Source organism: Bacteroides faecium (assembly GCF_012113595.1).
GTDB lineage: Bacteria > Bacteroidota > Bacteroidia > Bacteroidales > Bacteroidaceae > Bacteroides > Bacteroides faecium.
This window is the reverse complement of the sequence record NZ_CP050831.1, coordinates 5,858,720-5,881,775: the sequence shown is the minus strand read 5'-3', so window position 1 is coordinate 5,881,775 and position 23,056 is coordinate 5,858,720. Positions and strand designations below refer to the sequence as shown.

The 23,056-nt window shown below is 37.5% G+C and carries 24 protein-coding genes; 8 read left to right on the top strand and 16 right to left on the bottom strand.

Features of this window, described 5'->3' with window-relative positions:
- Positions 1 to 9: 9 nt before the first annotated feature.
- From BacF7301_RS22350 to BacF7301_RS22315, 8 genes are all read left to right on the top strand, one after another.
- Positions 10 to 1,434, top strand: coding sequence for a sialate O-acetylesterase (locus BacF7301_RS22350; RefSeq protein ID WP_167966277.1), 1,425 nt, complete (start codon positions 10 to 12; stop codon positions 1,432 to 1,434).
- A gap of 70 nt (positions 1,435 to 1,504) precedes the next feature.
- Positions 1,505 to 4,768 carry a SusC/RagA family TonB-linked outer membrane protein gene (locus BacF7301_RS22345; protein ID WP_167966275.1) on the top strand — a complete coding sequence of 1,088 codons (3,264 nt, stop codon included), beginning with the start codon at positions 1,505 to 1,507 and terminating at the stop codon, positions 4,766 to 4,768.
- Between the two features lie 14 nt (positions 4,769 to 4,782).
- A complete protein-coding gene (locus BacF7301_RS22340) occupies positions 4,783 to 6,243 on the top strand; it encodes a RagB/SusD family nutrient uptake outer membrane protein (protein WP_167966273.1) in 1,461 nt (486 codons plus the stop codon).
- Between the two features lie 12 nt (positions 6,244 to 6,255).
- Positions 6,256 to 7,365 carry a sialidase family protein gene (locus BacF7301_RS22335; protein WP_167966271.1) on the top strand — a complete coding sequence of 370 codons (1,110 nt, stop codon included), beginning with the start codon at positions 6,256 to 6,258 and terminating at the stop codon, positions 7,363 to 7,365.
- A gap of 31 nt (positions 7,366 to 7,396) precedes the next feature.
- Entirely contained in the window at positions 7,397 to 8,941 is a 1,545-nt protein-coding gene (locus tag BacF7301_RS22330) for a PKD domain-containing protein (protein WP_167966269.1), read from the top strand.
- A 314-nt stretch (positions 8,942 to 9,255) separates the two neighbouring features.
- Complete coding sequence (locus BacF7301_RS22325; protein ID WP_167966268.1) at positions 9,256 to 9,798, top strand: hypothetical protein; 543 nt, start codon at positions 9,256 to 9,258, stop codon at positions 9,796 to 9,798.
- Positions 9,799 to 9,816: 18 nt separating this feature from the next.
- The gene (locus tag BacF7301_RS22320) at positions 9,817 to 10,407 is read left to right on the top strand and encodes a sugar O-acetyltransferase (protein ID WP_167966267.1); all 591 of its coding nucleotides are present in this window, start codon (positions 9,817 to 9,819) and stop codon (positions 10,405 to 10,407) included.
- A 55-nt stretch (positions 10,408 to 10,462) separates the two neighbouring features.
- The gene (locus BacF7301_RS22315; RefSeq protein ID WP_167966266.1) at positions 10,463 to 10,951 is read left to right on the top strand and encodes a hypothetical protein; all 489 of its coding nucleotides are present in this window, start codon (positions 10,463 to 10,465) and stop codon (positions 10,949 to 10,951) included.
- Positions 10,952 to 11,108: 157 nt separating this feature from the next.
- Here the strand turns inward: BacF7301_RS22315 and BacF7301_RS22310 are convergent, their stop codons facing one another.
- The 16 genes from BacF7301_RS22310 to BacF7301_RS22240 all read right to left on the bottom strand — a co-directional run bounded on the left by BacF7301_RS22310 (position 11,109) and on the right by BacF7301_RS22240 (position 22,345).
- Complete coding sequence (locus BacF7301_RS22310; protein WP_167967285.1) at positions 11,109 to 11,804, bottom strand: isochorismatase family protein; 696 nt, start codon at positions 11,802 to 11,804, stop codon at positions 11,109 to 11,111.
- A gap of 952 nt (positions 11,805 to 12,756) precedes the next feature.
- Positions 12,757 to 13,407, bottom strand: a complete 651-nt coding sequence (locus tag BacF7301_RS26000) for a DUF5071 domain-containing protein (RefSeq protein ID WP_245208284.1) — start codon at positions 13,405 to 13,407, stop codon at positions 12,757 to 12,759.
- Positions 13,408 to 13,524: 117 nt separating this feature from the next.
- Positions 13,525 to 14,016, bottom strand: a complete 492-nt coding sequence (locus BacF7301_RS22300) for a DUF2004 domain-containing protein (protein ID WP_167966264.1) — start codon at positions 14,014 to 14,016, stop codon at positions 13,525 to 13,527.
- 299 nt (positions 14,017 to 14,315) lie between these two features.
- Positions 14,316 to 14,981: a hypothetical protein gene (locus BacF7301_RS22295; RefSeq protein WP_167966262.1), complete on the bottom strand. Its 666-nt coding sequence runs from the start codon at positions 14,979 to 14,981 to the stop codon at positions 14,316 to 14,318.
- Positions 14,982 to 14,983: 2 nt separating this feature from the next.
- Positions 14,984 to 15,397 carry a hypothetical protein gene (locus tag BacF7301_RS22290; RefSeq protein ID WP_167966260.1) on the bottom strand — a complete coding sequence of 138 codons (414 nt, stop codon included), beginning with the start codon at positions 15,395 to 15,397 and terminating at the stop codon, positions 14,984 to 14,986.
- A gap of 304 nt (positions 15,398 to 15,701) precedes the next feature.
- Positions 15,702 to 16,301, bottom strand: coding sequence for a hypothetical protein (locus tag BacF7301_RS22285; protein WP_167966258.1), 600 nt, complete (start codon positions 16,299 to 16,301; stop codon positions 15,702 to 15,704).
- 121 nt (positions 16,302 to 16,422) lie between these two features.
- A complete protein-coding gene (locus tag BacF7301_RS22280; protein ID WP_167966256.1) occupies positions 16,423 to 17,073 on the bottom strand; it encodes a hypothetical protein in 651 nt (216 codons plus the stop codon).
- A 246-nt stretch (positions 17,074 to 17,319) separates the two neighbouring features.
- A complete protein-coding gene (locus BacF7301_RS25995) occupies positions 17,320 to 17,571 on the bottom strand; it encodes a DMP19 family protein (RefSeq protein WP_245208283.1) in 252 nt (83 codons plus the stop codon).
- Between the two features lie 264 nt (positions 17,572 to 17,835).
- Positions 17,836 to 17,970 carry a hypothetical protein gene (locus BacF7301_RS26070; protein WP_256380246.1) on the bottom strand — a complete coding sequence of 45 codons (135 nt, stop codon included), beginning with the start codon at positions 17,968 to 17,970 and terminating at the stop codon, positions 17,836 to 17,838.
- A 102-nt stretch (positions 17,971 to 18,072) separates the two neighbouring features.
- Entirely contained in the window at positions 18,073 to 18,612 is a 540-nt protein-coding gene (locus BacF7301_RS22270; protein WP_167966254.1) for an SMI1/KNR4 family protein, read from the bottom strand.
- Between the two features lie 81 nt (positions 18,613 to 18,693).
- Entirely contained in the window at positions 18,694 to 19,254 is a 561-nt protein-coding gene (locus tag BacF7301_RS22265) for an imm11 family protein (RefSeq protein WP_167966252.1), read from the bottom strand.
- 56 nt (positions 19,255 to 19,310) lie between these two features.
- Entirely contained in the window at positions 19,311 to 20,180 is an 870-nt protein-coding gene (locus BacF7301_RS22260; protein ID WP_167966250.1) for a hypothetical protein, read from the bottom strand.
- Positions 20,181 to 20,219: 39 nt separating this feature from the next.
- Complete coding sequence (locus BacF7301_RS22255; RefSeq protein WP_167966248.1) at positions 20,220 to 20,432, bottom strand: hypothetical protein; 213 nt, start codon at positions 20,430 to 20,432, stop codon at positions 20,220 to 20,222.
- A gap of 79 nt (positions 20,433 to 20,511) precedes the next feature.
- Positions 20,512 to 21,018: a hypothetical protein gene (locus tag BacF7301_RS22250; protein ID WP_167966247.1), complete on the bottom strand. Its 507-nt coding sequence runs from the start codon at positions 21,016 to 21,018 to the stop codon at positions 20,512 to 20,514.
- Between the two features lie 69 nt (positions 21,019 to 21,087).
- A complete protein-coding gene (locus tag BacF7301_RS22245; protein ID WP_167966246.1) occupies positions 21,088 to 21,651 on the bottom strand; it encodes a hypothetical protein in 564 nt (187 codons plus the stop codon).
- An 82-nt stretch (positions 21,652 to 21,733) separates the two neighbouring features.
- Complete coding sequence (locus BacF7301_RS22240) at positions 21,734 to 22,345, bottom strand: DUF6707 family protein (RefSeq protein WP_167966245.1); 612 nt, start codon at positions 22,343 to 22,345, stop codon at positions 21,734 to 21,736.
- Between the last annotated feature and the right edge of the window lie 711 nt (positions 22,346 to 23,056).

Here is a 23,056-nt window from a genome sequence, read left to right as displayed (position 1 = left end):
CTATAAATCATGAAAAAGGTACTATGCATAATTGTCGGTATGCTTTGTCTTTTACCTTTGGCGGCAAAGGTAAAGCTACCGGCAATTATAGGGAATGATATGGTGTTGCAGCAGAATACCAATGCTAACCTGTGGGGATGGGCTTCCCATTCCCGGAAAATCACAGTTAAAACATCTTGGGATAATAAGACCTATACAACCACTTCCACTTCGGACGGTACATGGAAACTACAAGTACAGACGCCTTCTGCCGGCGGTCCATATAGCATTACCATATCCGATGGGGAACCTGTGGCACTTACCAATATTCTGATAGGAGAAGTGTGGTTATGTTCGGGGCAGTCGAATATGGAAATGCCTGTAAAGGGATTCAGGGGACAACCGGTAAAAGGTTCATGTGACGTAATTGCAACCGCTTCGCCGTCTGATAATATCCGTATGGTTACGCTTAAAATAAATAGTAGCCAGACATTGTTGGATGATTGCGTGGCAACTCCCTGGATGGAGTCTACTCCGGCCAATGTTGCAGATTTCAGTGCCACTGCCTATTTCTTTGCAAGTTATCTGCGTAAAGTTTTGAATATGCCGGTAGGCGTCATTTGTTCCAGTTGGGGCGGTTCCAAGATTGAGTCATGGATTCATAAAGAGGTATATACGGAAAAGTTTCCGGAAATATCTTTATCAGTACTGACCAAAGACCCTAAAGACATCGCCAGACCGAAAGACGAACCTACGTTACTATACAATGCGATGATTCATCCGATAAAGCAATTCACCATTAAAGGTACTATCTGGTATCAGGGAGAAAGTAACTTAAATAATCCGCAGGTATATAAACGGTTGTTTCCGGCGATGGTAGAGTCTTGGCGGAAGGAATGGAACCAGGGCGAATTTCCTTTTTATTATGTGCAGATAGCCCCTTATGATTACGGGCGGAAAAATGCGGATAAGACGGAAGCTGCCGAAATCCGGCAAGTGCAACTGGAATGTTTGAAGGAGATTCCCAACGCAGGCATGGTTGTCACGGCGGATATTGGAAATCGCACCTGTGTACACCCCTCTGACAAGGAGAGTGTAGGGAAGCGGTTTGCTCTGTGGGCATTGGCGAAAACTTACCAGCGTAGCGGAACACCTTATAGCGGTCCTCTTTACAAGTCTTTTGCAATAGATAAGGAAAAGATAATTGTGGAGTTCGATTATGCAGAAATGGGGATGACATCGTATGACCGGGAAATTGTCGGATTTGAGATTGCCGGAAAAGATGGCGTTTATTATCCGGCGAAGGCGGTTCTTTTTGATAATAAAACCAAAGTGGTGCTGACTAGCGAACAAGTTCCCGAACCGATAGGGGTTAAGTACGGGTTCAGGAATTATCAGCCGTTGAATTTATTTTCAAACTTCGGATTGCCGGCTTCTCCTTTTGTTGCAAAATAATTTTATACTATATGAGACGAGAAAATAGAAAAACTTGAAATTAGAGTTATTAACTTGTAATCTACAATTTATGTTAAATGCATTTTTATTAAAGAGTAAGCTATTCCGCATGTCGGGTATCTTACTGGTTATCCTCTCTTTCTGCATGCCCGTATTTTCGGCTTCACTCGAAGCTTCGGGCATGGAACAAAAGAAGGTAACTGTAAACGGAGTTGTTTTGGACGATACACACGAACCGTTAATAGGGGTTTCGGTTCTGGTGAAAGGTTCTCAACAAGGAACAGTAACAGATTTGGATGGAAAATATTCCATCACTGCTCCGGCAGACGGTATTCTGGTATTTTCATTTGTAGGAATGGAAAAACAGGAGATACCGGTAAAGGGACGGAGTAATATCCTGGTGACGATGAGAAGCAGTTCGGTTGCCTTGTCAGATGTTGTTGTTATCGGGTACGGTAAACAGTCTAAGGCAGCGTTGACGAGTGCCATCACTAAAGTGGATTCAAAAGATATGGCAATTTCGCCGACGGGAAATCCGATGTCAATGTTGCAGGGAAAAGTGCCGGGAATGGAAATCCGTGTAAATTCCGGTCAGCCGGGAGCCGACCCGCAGATTATAGTACGCGGCGGAACGACTACCGCGCCTGAAAGTGATTCTCCTATGGTAATCATCGACGGTGTGATTCGTACAATGAAGGATATTAATTATGCGGATATAGAAACGATACAAGTACTGAAGGACGCAGCTTCGACAGCCATTTATGGTTCGAAGGCTTCCCGTGGTATTGTTATGATTACGACCAAACAGGGTAAAGCTGGCAAAGGAAGCATCTCATTCAGCTACGGATTATCCGTAGACCACCAGCCGAAAAGAATGCCGCTGTCCGGTGCTCGTGAATATCTCACCGCAACCCGTACGGCTGCGCTGCACGCAACCGACCCGGATAAATATCTGTCAGGCACGTTTGCGATGAGCACTGCCAACAAACGGAACGCTTTGAATACAACCGCTTTTCTGGATGATTATATAACTAATTATGGTCAGGGGTATGTGGAAGACCTGTTGTATAACCAGGGGTGGGAGATGATGGAAGACCCTGCCAATCCCGGCAAGATGCTGATTTTTAAGGAAACGGACTTTCAGGATAATCTCTTCCAGACGCCGGTCAACCATGATTTTAATATAAACTTCAGTGGGGGTAACGAGAAAGCGACTTACTATATGAGTCTGGGCTATCTTACTCAAGACGGTATTGTTGTAGGTACTAATTACAATCGTTGGAGTTTTCTGACAAATGCTTCGTACAAGATTCGCAAGAACCTTACAGTAAGAGGTATGGTAAACTACTCCATGAGAACGACCGCGGGCATTAACGAGAACAATGTAATGTCACGGGCTGCCAAGATGCCGCCTACGGTACGCCAATATTATGAAGACGGAACTCCGGCTCCGGGTGAATTGACAAGCTCATTCCGTACTCGTCTGCATGAAGTGTATTATCAGGAAAAAGAAAACAGGGTGAGCCGAATCAATCTTTCTGCCGAACTGGATTGGGAGATTATTCCGGGACTGCATCTCAAACCCATGTTCTCGTACACCAATAATGAAGGTAAAGACCACAATTTCGAGAGATACAATGAAGTGGTGAAGAACAGACCGGTGTCCGAAGCACATAATATGGACCTGCATTATCAGTATGACCTTATTTTGAACTATACGAAGACGATAAAGGATAAGCATAACCTGGATTTGATGGTCGGTGGCAACTATATTTATGATAACTGGTATCGTTTCAGTGGTTCCGGTTATGGCGGCACATCGGATTATATCGAAACACTGAACGGCATTGCGGCTGAATCAGCCAAGACCACTTCCACTTTTGAGGAGAAGAAGATGAACAGTTACTTCGGGCGTGTCAATTACAATTATGATATGAAATACCTGTTCTCTGCAAGTATCCGTTATGACGGTTCTTCCCACTTTGCAGCCAATCATAAGTTTGCAGCTTTTCCGGGTGTATCTGCCGGATGGAACATGCATCGTGAGGCTTTCTTTGAACCTTTGTCGAAAGTGGTCAGCAATTTGAAACTTAGAGCCAGTTGGGGAAAAACAGGATATGACAACCTTGCACTGGAGAATACGGAAGGCTCTTATGAAGCCGGTAAGAACTATGCAGGCGAAGCAGGTATATTGAATACAGTGCTTATGAACCGCAATCTGTTATGGGAAGAAACAACCTCAACCGATTTGGGACTTGAAGCCGGTTTCCTGAATAACCGCATCAATCTGTCTTTCGATGCCTATTATAAAAAGACAACGAACCGTTTGCTGAACGAGAACTTATGGTCGGAAACGGGATTTGCTTCCATCAAGTCCAATTTCGGTTCTTTGAACACGAAAGGGGTGGAAATAGCCATCAATGCGATTCCCATACAAACTCATGATTTCCGTTGGAATGTAGATGCCAATTTCTCGATTTGGAGAACAACTATCGGCAAGCTACCCAATAATGGAGCAGACAAGAATCGTACCGGCGGCGGAATCATTTTCGACCCGAAACTGGGAAAATATGTTGAGGTTGGTGGATTTGCAGAAGGAGAACGCTTCGGTTCCCGCTTTGCTTATCAGTTGGACGGGGTTTATTCAACGGATGAAGATGCGGCCAATGCTCCGTATGATGAAGGAGTATCTTCCGGATGGCTGGGCAAAGGAAAATGTGCAGGTGATGCAATCTGGCGTGATGTGGACGGAAACGGTATCATTAACTCCAAAGACATGGTGTTCGTAGGTTATATTCATCCAGATAAGATGGGTTCTTTCAATAATACCTTCACTTACAAGAGTTTTACTTTACGGATTGCCACGGACTTTTCATTAGGAAATGTGATTGATAACCATTTCAGGGCACAGGCGAACGCAAATTCACGGAATAACTTTGCAACGATTCATGATGTAGCCAGTAACAAGATGTGGCACAAGCCGGGTGACATAGCTTCTATTCCCCGTTATGATGTGGAGTCCGACTGGGACAACGGAAAGCGTAACCATGGTCGTCCGAGCAGTTCTACAATTGGTTTTAGCGGCGGTAGTGCCAATACCTTGTATATAAAGAAAGGTGATTATCTGGCATTCCGTGAAGTCTCCCTGTCGTATCCGTTGCGTACCAAGTGGCTGCGTGCCGCTAAGATTGAAACGCTGGACTTGACGGCTGCTGTCTATAATTTAGGATATTGGACTGCTTATGACGGACTTACTCCTGAGGTAGTTGGCGCTGATGCCGGCAAATATTCCCGTCCGCGCCAGTTTATATTCTCTGTAAAATTCACAATGTAACATTAAAGTAAACGATGATGAGAGCTAAATTAATACTGTTTAGTATAATGGCTGCCTGCACCTTGGGTAGTTGTGAATCTATTTTGGAGATAGACCCTATTTCCGAAATAACTATGGCAAATTATTGGAAATCGGAATCTGATGTGAAAGGTTATCTGAATGGTCTTTATTCGGATTACAGAGGAATGACCAGTACCACCCTGTATGGAGAAGACCGTGGAGATGCTATGGTATCGGGAGTGATTGGCGGCGTTTCGCGTTCGCACCAGCATGAATTGAATGAAGAATATGGATTGGACTGGCGTACTTTCTATGAGAACATTCATCATTGCAATATGATAATCAAATATGCTCCGGGAATTGACTTTACACTGGAAAATGAGAAGAAACGTATTCTGGCACAGGCATATACTTTCAGGGCAAAAGCTTATCTCACTTTAACTCAGATGTGGGGAGACGTGCCTATTGTTTTAAATCCGACAGAATCCTATGATAAGGAATCACGTCCGGCGCGTAGTACAGCTTCTGAAGTGATGACACAAATTCTTTCAGATGTCCGGACTGCAATCGACCTGTTCCCGGAAACGAATATTCTGGATAAGAACCGGATTTCAAGACCTGCTGCGTTATGTCTGAAAGCAGAAGCGCTGGCATGGAAATATACGGTTCAGAAGAGTAATGACAAGAATGATTTGACGGATGCAATTTCCGCATTGGAAGAAGTGGAAAAGTGCGGTGTGGGTATGATGGATAAATATGCGGATATCTTCGATGTGGCAAACAAGAAGAACAGCGAAATCATTTTCTCCATTTATTTGAAGAAGGATGAATATAACAATATGTATATGTCTACGTTGTCCATGTCTGCCGCAGCCGGACTGCTGACTAACGATATCGTGAACAAAGAAGATATTCCGTACACCAACTCCACAATCGCACGTCACGTGTATGCACCGTCTCCCCGTCTGATTTCACTTTTCAGTGACAAGGACAACCGGGCTTCGTCAGCGTACATCAATGCCATAAATTCGAAAGGGGCGGTAGCCTTTACTTCACAGAATAAATTCCGGGGGACAGCCTATACCGACGACCGTTATTATGATAATGATATCGTAGTCTATCGTCTGGGCGAAGTCAAATTGCTGAAAGCGGAATTGTTATGTTACCTGGGTGGTGATAATGTACAGAAAGCTATTGATGCCATGTTCTCTACCCGTAATCGTGCCGGAATCGGAGTTTATACCGGAAGCACTAACCAGAAAGTGGTACAGAAAGAGATATTGGACGAACGGGGCAGGGAATTGTGTTTCGAGTTGAAGCGCTGGCCTGACCTGATGCGGGCGCACCATGCGGGTACCATTGATATTTATAGTTATATTCCTAATTTGGTTGGTAAATCCACTCCGTTGTATTTCCCGATTTTGAGGAAGATGATTGATTTGAATCCTAATTTGGAACAAACTGACGGTTATTAAAAAGTAGAAGCAATGAAGAATTTAAACTTAATATTTGCATGGGCGTGCCTGTTGTTTGTAACGACAGCATGCAATGATGTGGAGCCGAGCATATCTTCTTTACCGGTTCCCACAAGCAAGCCATATTCTATCAATAGGGAAGGATATGCTTATTTCAGAATCCCCACAATGGTAATTACTAATAGTGGTACGATATTGGCATTTGCCGAGGGACGTCGCAATGGCCCTGAAGATGAAGGGGATATTGACATCGTATTAAAGCGTTCCACAGATAGAGGGAAGACCTGGGGACCGTTGATAACGGTCAAGGATGATGGCGAAAACCGTTGCCGCAACCAAGTGCCTGTTTATTTGCCGGATATCAACCGTGTCATTTTATTGTCTTGCTGGAATCCGGGGGCAACGGGGACTAATTCCATATTTATGACCTATTCGGATGATGAGGGATTGACATGGGCGAAAGAAAAAGACATAACCGCTTCCGTTACTCCTGACAAATACAGATGGTATGCTACGGGGCCTTGTCATGGAATAGTGAAACAGTTTGAACCTCATAAGGGGAGAATCGTAGTGTCGTGCAATCATAATACTACTACTTCCGGCGCGGGACGTTCTCATGTGATATATTCGGATGATAAGGGGGAAACCTGGCATTTGGGTGGTATCATGGACGTGGATTATACGAATGAGAGTACCGTAACCGAATTAAGTAACGGTGATTTAATGCTGAATATGCGTAAGCAGTCCGATACGGAAAAATACAGGATGGTTTCTACCAGTATGGACGGCGGACTGACATGGAGTCCGTGTAAGTACACTACATTGAAAGAGCCGATATGTCAGGGTTCCATACTCTTTTACGGTTTGGGAGATGATGGTAAAGGAATTATTTTGTTCTCGAATCCGGACAGCCAAACCAATCGCAATAATAATACGTTGAAGATGAGCGAAGACGACGGAGTAACCTGGAAGAAGCAATATTCCTATACAGGCAGTGATTATGGGGGATACTCGGATATTGCCCGTTATCCTGACGGTATGATTGGAGTTTTATATGAATATGGATTCAAGAATATCGGCGGCATTGCTTTTCAGAATGTTGAGTTGTCACAGTTGCAATAAAACAATGCGTAGAATTAAAAAATAGATTGATATGAAAAAGATAATATATTTCCTGCTCGTATGTGTAGGGTTCTTTTATGCCTGCAAAGACGAGGAACAAGTACTGTTGAATGCAGACTTTATTTCAGACAAACAAACTATATCCGCAGGGGAGAAGGTATGTTTTATGGATAAGTCTGCCGGAGAGCCTGTACGATGGGATTGGGCTTTTGAGGGTGGAGAACCCGGTGTGTCTAACCTGTTCAGCCCGGAAATCGTGTATAATCATCCGGGAACTTATGCCGTAAAATTAAGAGTAGGTCGGGGAACAGAAAATGCCGAAACAGAGATACAGCAATTTATAACTGTTGTCTATCCTGATGAAATTACCGTAGCATTTAAATCCAATAAAACCCAGGCATTGAGTGATGAGACTATTAGTTTTACGGATTTGTCCATTGGCTTCCCGTCCGCTTGGTCGTGGGAATTTATTCCCACAGAAGGTCGTACGGTTACATCGACAGAACAGAATCCGAGTCTGATATTTGAACCGGGAGTTTACTCAGTTAAACTAACCGTAACTAATCCCAAGACGACGGCTACGCTTACAAAAGAGAACTATCTGAATATTATTGATAAGAACTCTGTTGCAGCAGATGTCACAGCAGACCGGCGCATGGTTATAGAAGGTGGAACTGTATCATTCAAAGATGCCAGCTTGGGACGTCCTACACGTTGGAACTGGACATTCGAAGGCGGAACGCCTTCTACTTCCAATGAGCAGAATCCGACTGTCACTTATTCAACAGCCGGCAGGTATAAAGTTACTTTAGTCGCTTCAAATGACATGAATACTTCTACTGCCGAACAGGAAGGATATATTACAGTATTGCCAAGTGCGGATATTGTTCTTTTCTATCCGTTCGAAGGTGACAGTAAAGATATGGGTCCCAATGCTATCCATCCGGAAGTTCTTAAACTGGGAGATAATATGGATGTCAACTTTAATGCACCTGCCCGTAAGGAAGGATTTACTTGTGCCGAGTTCAGAAGTAAGGATAATCAGAATTATGCTTTCTTGTCGTTGCCGGATAATGATGCGTTAGATTTCCAGGCAACCCCGGTGACTACTTCTTTCTGGGTGAAAACATCAAATAAGACTGCTACTAATATAGGTGTATTCCAGCATGGGGCCGGTCCTAATGCCAGTGCAGACGGAAAGAATAAACAGACTTGGTTCAGGTTCCAAAAATCCAGTCCGTTTATAAGATACGTCATTGAGTACACAGGGCTTTCCGGAAACTGGACTGACTTTAAAACAAAGTCAATGACGGATGGCGAATGGCATCATTACGTATGTGTACATACCAATGGAAGTACCTATTTGTATATTGACGGAGTAAAAGAAGCGGAAGCACTCAATAAAGGCTTAAAACCTGTCGACCGTAATCCTTATTTTATAGGTGCGATGTATAGAGGAGCAGAAGGTTCTCGTTCTTATGAAAACTTTATGGATGGTTATATAGATGATTATCTGGTGTATAACCGTGCATTCACGGCAGCAGAAGCGAAAGCGCTTTATGATAGCATGAAATAAGTAATATAATATTCTCTGATACCGGATATCCATGATAGCAAAATGCTTTTCATGAATATCCGGTATTTGTTTTTTATACAGGCTTGATAAAAAAACGACAAATAGATGATAAACTGAATCGTAGTTTTTGTACTTTTGTCCGCATATGAGTTTACAGATTATGGGAAAGAAAAAATACTTTATAAATTTCGGCATAGGTTTCTTCTTGGGAATAATAATATCCATTTATCTGTTTTCATTTCGGACTCCAGATTTAAAGATATGTTTTTATCCTTCCCATTAATATGTACTGCAACAATACACATAGCAATAGCATGAAAAATATATTTATTAAGATACTTCGTGTTCTAATGGTCTTTGTGCTTCTTATTTCGTGGGGCATTGGTTATGCTATTAATGAAGATACATTGACAGAGTGGTGGATACCTGTCGGAGTGGCATCAGTGATAGCTATCGCTACATTTCCTCTTTATAAAAAATGGGCATGGCTGACGGCAGGGGATAATAAAGCGGTCAATCTTCTGTGTCATCTGATATGTGTGGGAACTATTAGCTATGCTTTATTTCTTGCAGGCAATTATTGTTTGGCGGACCCTTCTTCTACACAAGAAGAAACGGTTGTTGTGCAGAAGAAGTATCAGGAGACGCATAAGAAAACACGCCGGGTAGGTAAGCGGCGTTATGTGTCGGATGGTGTGCGTAAGGAATACTATCTACAGGTGGCTTTTGAGAACGGAACTGTGGAAACGTTGCACGTATCACTTTCTACCTATAACAAGGCACGGAAAGGCAAAGCAAAGAAATTGACTTTACAGAAAGGCTTCTTCGGACTTCCGGTGATAACAAAGGGACTTTAAGAAAACGTCATGACATATATGGAAAATAAAAAATTGAGTGAAAGAATGCTTTCAGGAGAAATGTATAATGATTTGTCTGCGGAGCTGGTTCAGAGAAGGGAGCAGGCAGTCTTTCTGACTAATGAATACAATGCTACATATGGGAAACCTAAAGAAATCCGTGAAGCGTTATTGAGAGAACTGTTGAAACATATCGGCGATAGTGTTCACTTTGAACCCAACTTCCGGTGTGAATTCGGATTTAATATAAGTATCGGGAATAATTTCTTCGCTAATTTTGATTGTATCATGTTGGACGGGAATCATATTACGATAGGCGATAATGTATTGTTCGGACCACGGGTAGGGCTGTACACGGCAAATCATGCACTCGACCCGCAGGAACGTGTCATGGGCGGATGTTATGCCCGTCCGATAACTATTGGAGATAATGTATGGATTGGTGCCGGAGTTCATATTATGGGTGGCGTTACTATCGGACAGAATTCGGTGATTGGTGCAGGAAGTGTGATAACCAAGGATATTCCGGAAAATGTAATTGCCGCAGGAGTCCCCTGTAAGGTAATTCGGGAAATAACCGATAAAGATAAAACCGGATTTTTACCTTAACGGTTAAGCCTGTTTGGGGTGATATATTGCAAAATAAAGATGAATACTGCAAGCTATGAATAAAAGAAGTGCTTCATTTATTTGTGTCGGACTTATAGCAATAAGTTGCGTGTCCTCACTTTGGTTTTATGATTACTTTGTTACCGATAGAATCACAGAAGATCCAATAGCTTGGATTTTCTACTTTTTTCAACTTTCCATACTGGTGGGACAGCTTAGAATGGGCATTTACGCTATAAATGCACTTCTGCGGAAGAAAAAGGAAGTTGTGTCTTCTTTGAGTTATTTTGCCGCTCATGTTTTTTTGCAAAACATTACTCCTTTGCTTCAGACATGGGCAGTATCTTCTAAACCGGAATATCCGGTGTGGTTGCTGGTAAGCCAAATCATTTTTAGTCTTGTACTTTTCCTTTCTTTGTTGGGCAGTCAGGGTTCATCCTCATTTAAAAAATCGGAGTATATTCCTCGACTATTAATAGTTCCGTTTTATATAAACTGTGTATATACAGCATTTACTGTCATTGGATTGATTATCTTCTTGTAGTCTTATTGAAGATAATTGAGTATATAAGTGTTTGTGAAGAATCTCTGTCAAAACATGATAATCTCGCCTAAAACTGCATTGGGGAGGATTTGATAAAATTAAAAAGAACCTGCAAATTCAATGATTTGCAGGTTCTTCCATTACTTCTAAGAAAATCTTATCGTGTTTGCATTTCTTTTACTAATTCATCCGTCGTATAAACTCTCTCGCCTAAAAGAGTAAAATTGATTTTTGAAGCATCATCCGCGTTCATATTTCCAATGATTGCCGAAGCTGTGGCATCAAATACTACTGCTGCCTCAAAACCTCTTTCTTGTAACTCACGTAAGTGAGATTCAGCGCATAAATTGCCGGACATGCCACAAATAATCACCTTGTTTACTCCGCGTTTACGAAGTTGCAGGATCAGGTCGTTATTTTCAGGACCGAATAGCTTATGAGGTGCTGTGACAATAACATTCTTTCCATCATTGATATATGGTTTGTAGATGTCCAACCAGTCTGCTCCGGAACCTTCAAAATCTTCTCCGGTAAGCTGACCTTTCCGCTCGAACATACCATTCTCATGCATCATCTTTTCTACCGGACCTTCAAATAGCCACTGATGATCGTGTTTGTAATAGTAATGCGGAGAAATAAATACCAGCATATTTTTCTTTGCGGCTATATCAAATATCTGTCTCAGATGTTCTACTGTACCATTCCTGGTAATGTTTTCTCCAAAAAGTCCCCAACCTTTGCCTTTTTCACTTAGAAAATCGTTCTGAGGGTCCGTCATAACGATGGCTGTATGTTCGTCGATAATAAATTCGTCTTTGGCTTTCTTGTCTTGTGTCTGTCTGTTTGACTCCATTTCAACTGTTTCACCTGCAAAAGTCATTGAACTTCCTGAAATAAGCATCAGGCATGCAATCACAATTCTGTTTGTTTTCATTCTAAATTTTATTATTTTAATTAATACATATTGATATGACTAACTGCTTAAAGACTGGCCATTATCCTTGTTGCAGCTCATCCATTTTCACTTTGCAAAGTTCGTGTTTCCCAGCTATATCCGAAATAACGATTCTGCCTCTATTATTGGCTATTTTCCCCTGGTGGAAATTTGTTTGTGTGAAAGATATATAGATTGTGTCAACTGGGTATTGAAAAAACGACCTTTCTTAAAAAAGGAATATTTACGCAAGTAGGAGAGGGTATAATTGTAATCTTCAATGAGAAAGAATAGAAAATCTCCCGGCATTTGTAAATACGATTATCTCTCATTATACCATTTTAAGGATTTGTTGAGTAAATAGTACTTATTTTTCCGTTTGTGTTTTCCATTTGGAAAGTATAATCATGGATTTTTGCTTATTCTGTCATGTTTTTCTTATCCGATATTCGTGATAAACTAGAGAGAAAATGAGCTAAATAACCTCATTAATAACTTCCTCACCGATGAAAGGTAAGCTTCTCGGTGAGGAACGAAGTGTTCGACACCGAGGAACACTTCGTTTCTTTTAAACCAACGAATGTATTATAAGTAGGAGAGGATGTATAATTCAGGCAGTTTTATACAGAATGGAACTCTATTCTTGCATATTGTTGCATCGATTTATGCATTTTATTTTGTAACTCATTCTTTTTAGAGCAACTGTTTCTTACTGTAATCTTAAAAATAGAACATTTGCTCTGAAAGGTTTGGCTGTTTTAGGGGCTAATCAAGAGTGCACCTAACATCATTACTAAGGCTCTTGTATCCAATAAGGAAACACAGACCAAAGCAGAAATATTCATGTGTTCTATCATACAGCTTCAAAATATTATTTTATATTTTCTAGAAAGTTCAAGGCTCCTTCTTTCAGTTCTATTTCATCTTCATTTTTCGGAGTAAGTTCAGCTAATCTTTCTATAATAGGAAGAAGTTCCAACTGACTTTCTTTGGGAAATTGAATTAAAAGCCGCGTAATAATCCAGTACTTCCAGATAAGGTCTTTTTTCTGGTCAATAAGTATGCATCTGATACTTGGGAGCAACTCTTTATGAAACCGGGGTAATACGTGGATTAACTCTGAGGCCACAGGCCAATTCATATCTGCAATCCATTCCAGAAGCGGTAATGCTATTGAAGCAATTTGTCCAGTATTGTTCTCAGACAAACGCCTGACAGCTTCAATGTCAAATTTATTTTCAGGTATTAATTCTTGTAAGTTCATAGATAAGACTTCAATGCAAGTTTTATTTATTTTGCTGATAATGTCATTCTCTTGTATTTGTTCCTTCCTTATCGGAATATTCCAATTATGGTCTTTTATTATGTATAGGATAAATTCTTTAGCGTAAAACCCAACGTCAATAATGTAATTTTTATATTCTAATTGGAGCATATCTTCTTTGAGCAGAGATTCATAATTGGTACTTATGTATTCTGACAGATCGTCTAATATAACAGTATAAGAATTATTGTATATCATAGTTTGACTATATTTTCAGTATTGACTATTTGTTTTCTATGCGTACACCATTATTTCCGAACCAATCTTGCATCAATGTAAGAAAACCGAAAGGATGTGCAGATTGTCAGTCATCTGTTAGCTTTCCCAGGTAATATCTAAAATCTTTCCTTTACTATCGGTATGAACCACAACTATTTCATCGGAATTTTCACTATCAATCATATAATCCCATACTGCATAACTTGTATCTCCGGGATAGAAAGCTATCAGTTCTACTCTCTGTATCAATAGAGACAGGAATTGTTCTTCTTTTGTTTTAGTCGAATCTGTTCTTGGCAATAAATCATCAATAGCATCCCATTCGTCAAGATGCCATTGGACATATTCGTTCGTTGTTCCACCGTTTTCATAATCATCCAATATGGCTTTGTCAATTACCGACTTGTATTTAATGAGGTTGGAAAGATAATCTTCCAGTTCTTCCGACCATTTTACAGGTTTGCCTTCATAGCTACAAAAGTCTAAGTCTAATTCGACACTTTTATTGTCAAGAGTTACATTTCCTTCGAAATAATCTTCTTCCTGATTGTCTACTTCACCAAAATAAGTAATCTTTTTCTTGCTCATAATATTTTGTTTTTAAGTTTTTTGATGTCAGCCGTTAGCATCATATTTACATTTCAGCTAATTTCCATTTATTTTCGCTGGCAGAAACATCGTCATCAATATATGCTTGTAAATAAGAGCCTAAATCTTTATATCGGCTCTCTCCATTACAATTATGCAGTGAATTATCAGGGATATTCAAGTCCGACCTATTCTGATTATTCTTTCATTTTTTGCGCATATTTCAGTAAGTATAAAAGGTTACTTTTCCTGAATTTGAGGAAAAATAACCTTTACTATATATACTACAATTATCTATATTATAACTGAATAGCTTTCTTTGGTATGATATATTCAACCTTTCCTACTAAAAATCGAGGATGATGGAATGAATAACCAAGTTGATCGTCAGGGTATGTATAAGACATAATCAGAGGGGTGGTGCCATCATAAAAATCGAAAGCTTTATGAAATTTCTGAAAGATGTTATTTTTACGTTCTTCATCTATATTGTCTTGTGCAGAAAGTTGTTGAATCATAACTCCTAATCCTTCATCATTACTTATATATCCTATAAACTCTCGCAACTTATATTCTATAAATAGTGGTATGTCTTCATGGGGATTTCTTATATGTTTTCGTTCTTTATCTATTTCAAAAACAAGTAAAGGAGTTCCTGATAATCTAAATTTTTCTTCACCATACAGTTTAGAGACCAAAAGTCCATTTCCTGTATGAATGTTTTTCTTTGCCATAGATTCTCCATCAACTACAAATATGTCATATTTAGATAAATCTATTTTTTCTCTTTCATAAACAAAAGATTTGTTATCTAAATTATTGATTGTAGCAGTTAACTTTGTAACCTTGCTTATATCTCCAGCCTTAACAATCTTACATTGTGATTTTTCAGCAGGCTTTATACTAAACAAAAGTACTGCCAAAGCTCCAATAAGAAGTACTAAAATAATAATAAATAGAACCATATTCAAGAAACTTTTATTACATTAACAACTTCATCCTCTGCAATGATTAAACTGATTCCTTTTAAAACAGAAACTAGCAAAAAAGTCAGTACAAAACAGAAAATCTTTGCACACGAATTTGTAAAATACATAGTAAAAACTATGCCCAATAGAGAAAATGCAAAAACAAGGATGCTTGATATAAATCCAAATTTTAACATATTATATCCCGGTCTTACACTTGTAAGACTATAGGCAACATCAAAAAGATAACCAACAACAATCATAACCATTGGAATAACAAAACCTATAATATATTCCTTGTTATTAGCTATATTATTTAAAAAGTCCATGTCGCCTTCCAACACAAAACGAGGGAAAGCTGCGAATAACATTACTGTACACCATGCAAACAAATATACGCCTTTACGCCACATCTTACTCATTATAAACAAAATATGTTCTACTTTGGTTTTTATTGATAACTAATCTTTTTTCAAGAATAGCAATCTTACTTTTCAATTAATTGTCAAAGATACAAAAGAACTTCATTTTTCCTATCTTTTTTCGAAAATTAATAGACATTGTACAGATTAAAAATGATTTCTTAGTTTTCTGACTGTTTTACAGGTTTATCTTTATAGTTACAGAAGTCTAAATCTAATTTGATACTCTTATTGTCAGATTTACATCTCCTTCAAAATAATAATCTTTATCTCTCATGTTTATGCCATCTAAAATCTATTCCTTGGTCACTTTCAAACTCAAAGGTTCATGTTCATAATAATTATCCGATACTTCAATTTTATAACCTTTCCAGTTGTTTACGCTCACATTGTCTTTTGCGACTCCTGTACTGACATAGAGAAATGAAACAACTTCTTCTTCGCCATTCTCGGACAACTTAAATGAATCGGTGATTTTGTATCCGTCGAAATCTCCATTTTCGTCGATTAGATTTGCAGTTGTGCCGTAATCATAGGTTATGGTAAGTCCGTCTATTGTGATACCTTTTTTATACTTTCTATCGAAAACGAATGTATCTCCTATTCTTAATCTGCTAATCAGTAAATCTACGCTGTCTTTACGAATATCAAGGTTAAAAAGATACTTTCCTATTGCTAGTGGAAAATTATTTTGAATCTGACTATTATTTATTTCATAATAACTTAAGGCTGTTTCATATTCATTACTTTGAGATTTAATTTTCATTTTCAACAGTATTTGAGGGGAGCGGTCATTCCAGGGACAGGGTTGGATATGGAAATCAATAAGTTTTATTACCATACTGTCCAACTGTATGGCAAGATTGCCGCTTTCTTGTTTTAAGGGTATTCTCATATTACTTTGTTCATTCGTGTTTCCGACTGCTGTAATCGGTAGAACCGATAAGAGCAGTAGAAAAAATGCCAATATTGTTTGATTCCATTTCATACCATTGATTAAGTAATTCAGATGATTGTCAGTCATCGGTCTTTGTTGTCAAAATACTATCTTTTGCTATTTCTAAACTATCAGTCCGTATTTCTTTTAAGTGAACATATATAGTGTTTTCGTCGTTAGTTTCAACATCGTGTATTTCCCAAACCATTCCGTCATATTCGAAAGAAGTCAGTTCCTTTAGGAATAGTCCTTTGTTCTTATAAATGATATTATTATGATACTTGGGATGAATGTTTCCTGAACTTGTATCATAAATGCAGAATTGCCGATTTTTGAATATTGGGTTAGCATGGAAAATAAAAAAGACAAAGAACATTATCACAAACCAAAATGGAATACTTATTGCGACTCCCCAATAATAGATGCCCGAATAAAGCTTCCACCACAGATAATGTGCAGTTTTCTTAGATACGGTCAGGTATATCGTTATTCCGGACAGAATTGTCATATACACTATATACCAACTTATTCCCCAACGAATAATAATTTCTTTATAGAAAAGGATAGCAGAGAATATTGTAAGTAACAATGCTATTCCGTGTATCCATATAGCTATTCGGAAAGTTATACTTTTCAAGGAAGTATCTCCTTTCTTCTTGATATATCTGTTCAGATACAAATAGGCTATAAGAACAGGCAGAGAGAATAATATCAAATACAATATTTCCATGTTTCTATCTTTAATTCGGTGGATAACGCTTGCATTTAGAGGTTAGCTTTTCTTATTGTCTATATTTATAACTAACTCTGGATGAAATTTTAGAAGCATAAGTCGCATAATATGTTCCTTATCTTCCCAGTATTCCCGGTCTATTTCGTTTAATTTAGAATTTTCGTCCTCTGTCAGATATTGAGGAATGTCCCATAACGATTTTAATCGGTTGTCATCTTTAAATCTTTGGATGATACTGTAAGCCTACATTAGAAGCTGTTTGGTGACTGTCGCGCTGATAGTTTCCAATCCTTTGAGTGTAAGTAAATAAGCATCATATCCCCAATTACAGAAAAATTGGAGAAATCCACCATTATATACTTCCAATTCCAGCCAATATAATGCGGCAATTATACTGTCCGTTTGCTCCATTTCTTGGTAGTTGGGACGAAACTCAGCGAACTTATGCCCAAACGGGGAAAAACATTGTTCCCAGTATTGTTCTAAATTATCCATTCTTATTACTCTTATTGTAAATAATGGTAAGGGAGTCGGCAGGTATATTCATCTTTTTTATATATTGACCGAATATATCCTTACCGACACAAAGATAGCGTGTGGATCAATCAAAATCAATTATTATCAAAACTATTAATCTAAATTAAAAGACATCCCTGGAAAAGATATTTTGTTCTTCTATTACTTATAGATTCAAATGCGGAAAAAGTATGAATATCAGGAATATCTTGCGGGAGATTTGTCCGCTTGTTAGTAACCTATTCAAAACACATCATTTCCCCACCATCTGTTAAAAGTTCGCGGACAAACCTTGTGGATAGATTCTTCATTCTCCTTTTCCCATTCAAATTCGATTTCGAAAGCATACTGAGGTAATGAATAGTTTTCTTCTTCCATACTCTTAAATTGCTAATGTTGGGTGGCTAACAGACCGTTAGGGCAGTTGAGCCGTTTGTAAGTCACCTTATTTATTTTATCAGTAAGCACTGTTTAGTTCTATTAATGCAGTTCCTCTATGCATTCAAAAATTGGAGAATATGGCTCTTGACAGAATAACGGCATAACTTCATTGAATCTATTTTTGTCAATCATCTTGTCAATCAACTCATCTATAGAGGTAGCTACTTTTCTCACTCCTAATCCTCTAAAATCTGTTATGTATATATCAAACTCGTTTATTATAGGTTGACTTGCAATATTCCAAAACAGATAATAGCCATTTTCGCTTTGAGCAAAAGGAACTAACTGTTTTACAATTTCTATTGTGCCGTCAGGTTCTAAATCAAACCAAAGTTCTCCTTGAATTACATCATCATAATAAGTTGATCTAATTTCTTCTGAACGAATATTCCAAGAATCACCATAATCACCCATTGGAATATAGATAAACCATTCACCCAATACTCTTCCATAACCGAATCTCTTAACGAATTTCTGGTATGAAGTTGGAAACTTACGCCCATTCGTAAAGCTGAAACGATCTAAAAAATCCAAATCTCCATAAATAGTTGGTTTTCCTATTATTCTCAATTCTTCCATATATTTATCATTAAAAGTGGCTAATGTCCGGTGGCTAACCGACCTTTTCATGGGTGGCACAGCCGCTTGTTATCGACCAATTTATACATTTGTATAAATTGAATCTCCTTCACTTAAAAATCTTATCCCTTTCAGATTGGATTTTTCACATATATTCTTAAACTCTTCCGTAACAACAATATAAGATTTATGTTCTTTCATACGTACTATCGAAAAATTGTTAAGAGCATCCGTTAAGAAAAAGATTTTCTTCATTGTTCTTATACCATATCTTGTTGTTTCTATTACAGATTTATTCAAATCCAAGCATTCTAATGTATTAGTTATATTTAATGCAAAAAAGTTATTAATCTGATTCCCCTTTTTATCTGTTATAACAGCATTAAAAAATTGTAATTCAGAATTTTCAAGAAAAGAAAAAGTGTTTCTAAATTTTTTGCTAACAAGTAAAGGACCTAATGTTGGCAACAAATCATATTTATCAATGTAAGAATCAATCTTATCAATAGTATAATAGATAGGATGATTGTAGATAACAGGATGACCTTCACTTAAAGCAAAGTAATCTAAATCATTCTTTTCTTCATCAAATACAAAGTTTACATCTCTTTTATAATAATCTGCTAATTCATAGTATTTCATATTTACTTATATTTTACAATTCTTTTTTTTTGTTTATAGTCGATAATGTTCGGCAGTTAATCGCCATTTTGGGCGATTGAGGTGTTTGTTATCAATCTATTAATTTGCTCCATTGTATGCGAATAATGTTTCTTATTAGGAGTAAAGCATACTTTTTTTAATGTAGGACTTTCTAATAATGGAAACAAATTTCCATCTTTGCAATTCCAAAAACGGAATGATGTTAAAGACTCCATGCTCTTGATAAACTCCAGATTGTCCAACTCTGATATAAAAAGACCATGAACACTTTGGTTATTTGCTAATTCGGAATAGTCACGTAAGCCACTATTTTTTTCAAATGAAAGATCTGCTACATAGTTTAACTGATTAATACTGCTAATATCTTTCAGTTTCCTATTATGTGCCAGAACTAAAGTATCAATATATCTTAGTTCTGCTATACCTTGTAAACTTTCTATTTTTGATTGATATATGTGTAATACCTTTATAGACTCCCAATTAGAGAACAGTCGCAGGTCTTGTCCTGAGAATTTGCGAATAACGGCACTTTTCAAGTGCTTCAATTTATCTAAGTTTTGGAAGTTCTTATTATATACGATACCAATGTTTTGGAGTGCACCAAATCTTTTAAAATCTATAGGTAAATCCACTTCCTCAGAATATAAAGTTTCTAACTTTTGAAAAGAGTATATGTATTCAAAATTTGTGATATGGATAGGACTTATGCCGGTTATGGATAAGAATACTATTTGATTGGCAACTTTTTCAAAAAGTCTGAAGTCCATCGCTGCACCAAAAGTGTTCCTTATTTGCAAACCATCACAACCATTAGCAAGAGCAAATTCTATTCCCTGTTCAAATTCATTCGATTCAAACATTAATTTTTTCTTGCATTTATTTGTCTCAGCTTCATGTATTTGCATATTAATCTTATTTATGGATAATCTGCGTGTTATCCGCATTTACATTTCATCGAAAATTGAATCTAAAAGACTATTTAATTCGTCGTCTGTAAGATTAAAATTTTCTTGTTCAATTTTCATACTCTCGTATATTTCAGCCATTACCTCGCCTTCGGTAGAGAAAAACTGGTCGGCTGATTTTATATTGTACTCGTCAACAAGCATTTTTTTTAATACCTGTTTGGCTTCTTCGATTTTCTTTTCTTTTTCCATATCTGTTTTCTTTGTTTATTGCGGATAATGGTTTGGCAGCGTTCCGCTTTGTTCAGTCGGTTTGCTGTTTGTTATCGGTCTATTTCATTACACCTAAAATTTTTTCAAGTACTTCTTCCGGCTTATACCGCAAACTGTCAAATACAGTTTCTTGATATAGCATTTCACGAATAAGCGAAGGTTCTGATAATTCCATGTTTTTTTCCAATAACGGAACATAATAATCGTGTGACAGAACCCACCAAAGTTCATCTTCAGGAAAAGCCTTAACTTTATATTCGACATAATTCTTAGAATGTATTCTTTGTATGATTTCAAGAAGTTCGTCACACGATAATGGAATATGGAGTAATGGTGGAGTCCCTATTGAAAGCCTAAGAGCAACCATACAAATAGAGTCATCTTCCATATATTCAGAAAGAATATCTTTAGTAATAACTTTGTGAGTTAATTCAGAAAGTTTCTTTATTATATCCAAACATTTATTGTCCTTTTCACTATCATACCCACGTAGTAACCTCGATACTTGCGGACATATTTCTTCTATTTGAATAATTTTAGGTTCTATTTCTTCTCTTAGTTTCATTTTTTTCTGCTTTATTATTTGACCGATAATGTGTTGCAGCTTGCTGCCATTAGGCAGTGCAGGTGCTTGTTATAATAATTCTTTAGTATCAAATCCTAATTCATTCAGAACTTCTAATTGTTCTTTTTGGTATTCGGAAGTTCCAGTATGAATAAATTTTTTCTCTATAATATAGTTATTCGGATAATCTTCATAATAACTCATTAAAAAGGCTGGTATATTTTCATGTCTATTGAAGATATTTGAAATCATCCCAGACTTCACCAGTTTTATAAATATCTCTTTACTTTCACATTTGTAGAGATTCCCATCTTCATGGTAGACTAGGCATTGTTCAAGAAATAATTTCCTGTTGAAATTGGCAAAATTGGCTAAACGGTCAGGACGTTTCCAACGTTTTATATCAGTCTTATCAAGAGATGGCAGGATTTTTTCCCATACACCTCGCTTCACAGGAAAAGAATTACAAACGAAATAGAGACGATAAGGTGTTTTAGAAAATGTTTCGTCGTTTAATCCACCTTGCAATGGCGCAAAAACTCCGTAACAATCTTTAGTCAGAAGTCTCACATAATAAACAATTCCATTTTTTCCATTCATTTTATAAATTGCTCCTAATTCATATCTTGCCATAATTCATTGATTATATTTATTATAATGTGTTTCGGCTAACCGAACTTAGGCGGTTTGGCGATTGTTATCCATTTTCGACTTCTCATTTTGAATTTGAGAGAATTGCGACATATTCATCTATATCATGTTTCAATTCTTCCCAGTGTTCGACCAAGTTAGGATAAAGTCCTGTAACACCATAACCAAGCATAGTAAACAGAGCAATAAATCTCCATTCGTTTGCAATTTGCTTGTTGCTACTGGCTTCAATTTCCTTTTGCCTTAAAACATTAGGATAAGTAAATCTACCTCTTCGTTGGTTTTCAAAATTCCGATGTTTCTCTTCATTCTCAGCAAAAATCCCGATGGGTTGCATTTGTATGTTGTCTATTGCTTTTATACGTGCCATGGCTGCTTCTACATTTCCTCGCCTTTGTAGAAGGTAAACTTCCAGCCCCCAGATGTTTAAAATAAAATTCCACACTCCAAATTTTCTTTTTCCAGGAAAGGAAATGTCGTGGGTGAGATTGCAGACTGCAAGAGCTTTTTCCTCATGCCCATAAACAAAAAGGTAATAAGCTAAATGGCATAAGTTTTCAGCATCGTTGCCACTCTCGAATGAACATTTCTTTTCCAGTTTCTTGCTTAGATTAACGATTTTCTTTTCTGTGCAAGTTTCTATTATTGATATAAATATTTCTTTTTCAGTATTCATTTTTATTTTTTTATGTGGATAACGTTATGCTATCAGCGGAATCCCGCTGTTATTTTCTCTAAGTATTATCGTTATTATTGTTGGTGCAAACTTCGATATACCTAATTTATTCTCGTATAGAGAGGGAAGTTTGGTTCCCTTTTTTGTCTGATATGTTTTCATGTCTAAATCTAATGTTGACTTTGCTTTATTATTTTATTTATGTAAGGTAAATGTATATATTCTATTTTATGTGTTTGAATATTAGATACATACATATATAGTATAAAATAAACTATACAATATGCTATAAAAATACATTATTTTCTTTGTATAGCCAATTAAAAAGGATTTTTTTGACTTACATATCGAAATTTGTTTTGTAGCAGGGAAACCGTACCAAAGTTTAATTCATTTTCTCATGATTTTGAGCTAAACTGTGGAGTCCTAAATCATTCGATAGCGGAATACTGCGTAACTTACCTCTTTCTTAATCAATAAAGTATCGTAAATGCCACTATAAGCTCATTGCTGTTCATCGATTTCACCTGATTGTCGAAATGCCGATAAATAAGGAGATAGCGGGTGAAAGCAAGTGAAAAATTCTGGTAAAACAGAACATTCTCGGTTTCACCTTGTCTTTTCAAAATATCCCTTGAGCTAAAAACAATATCATTATAGCTAATCCGGATATGATTATAGCTAATGAAAATATGCTTATAGCAAATCCAT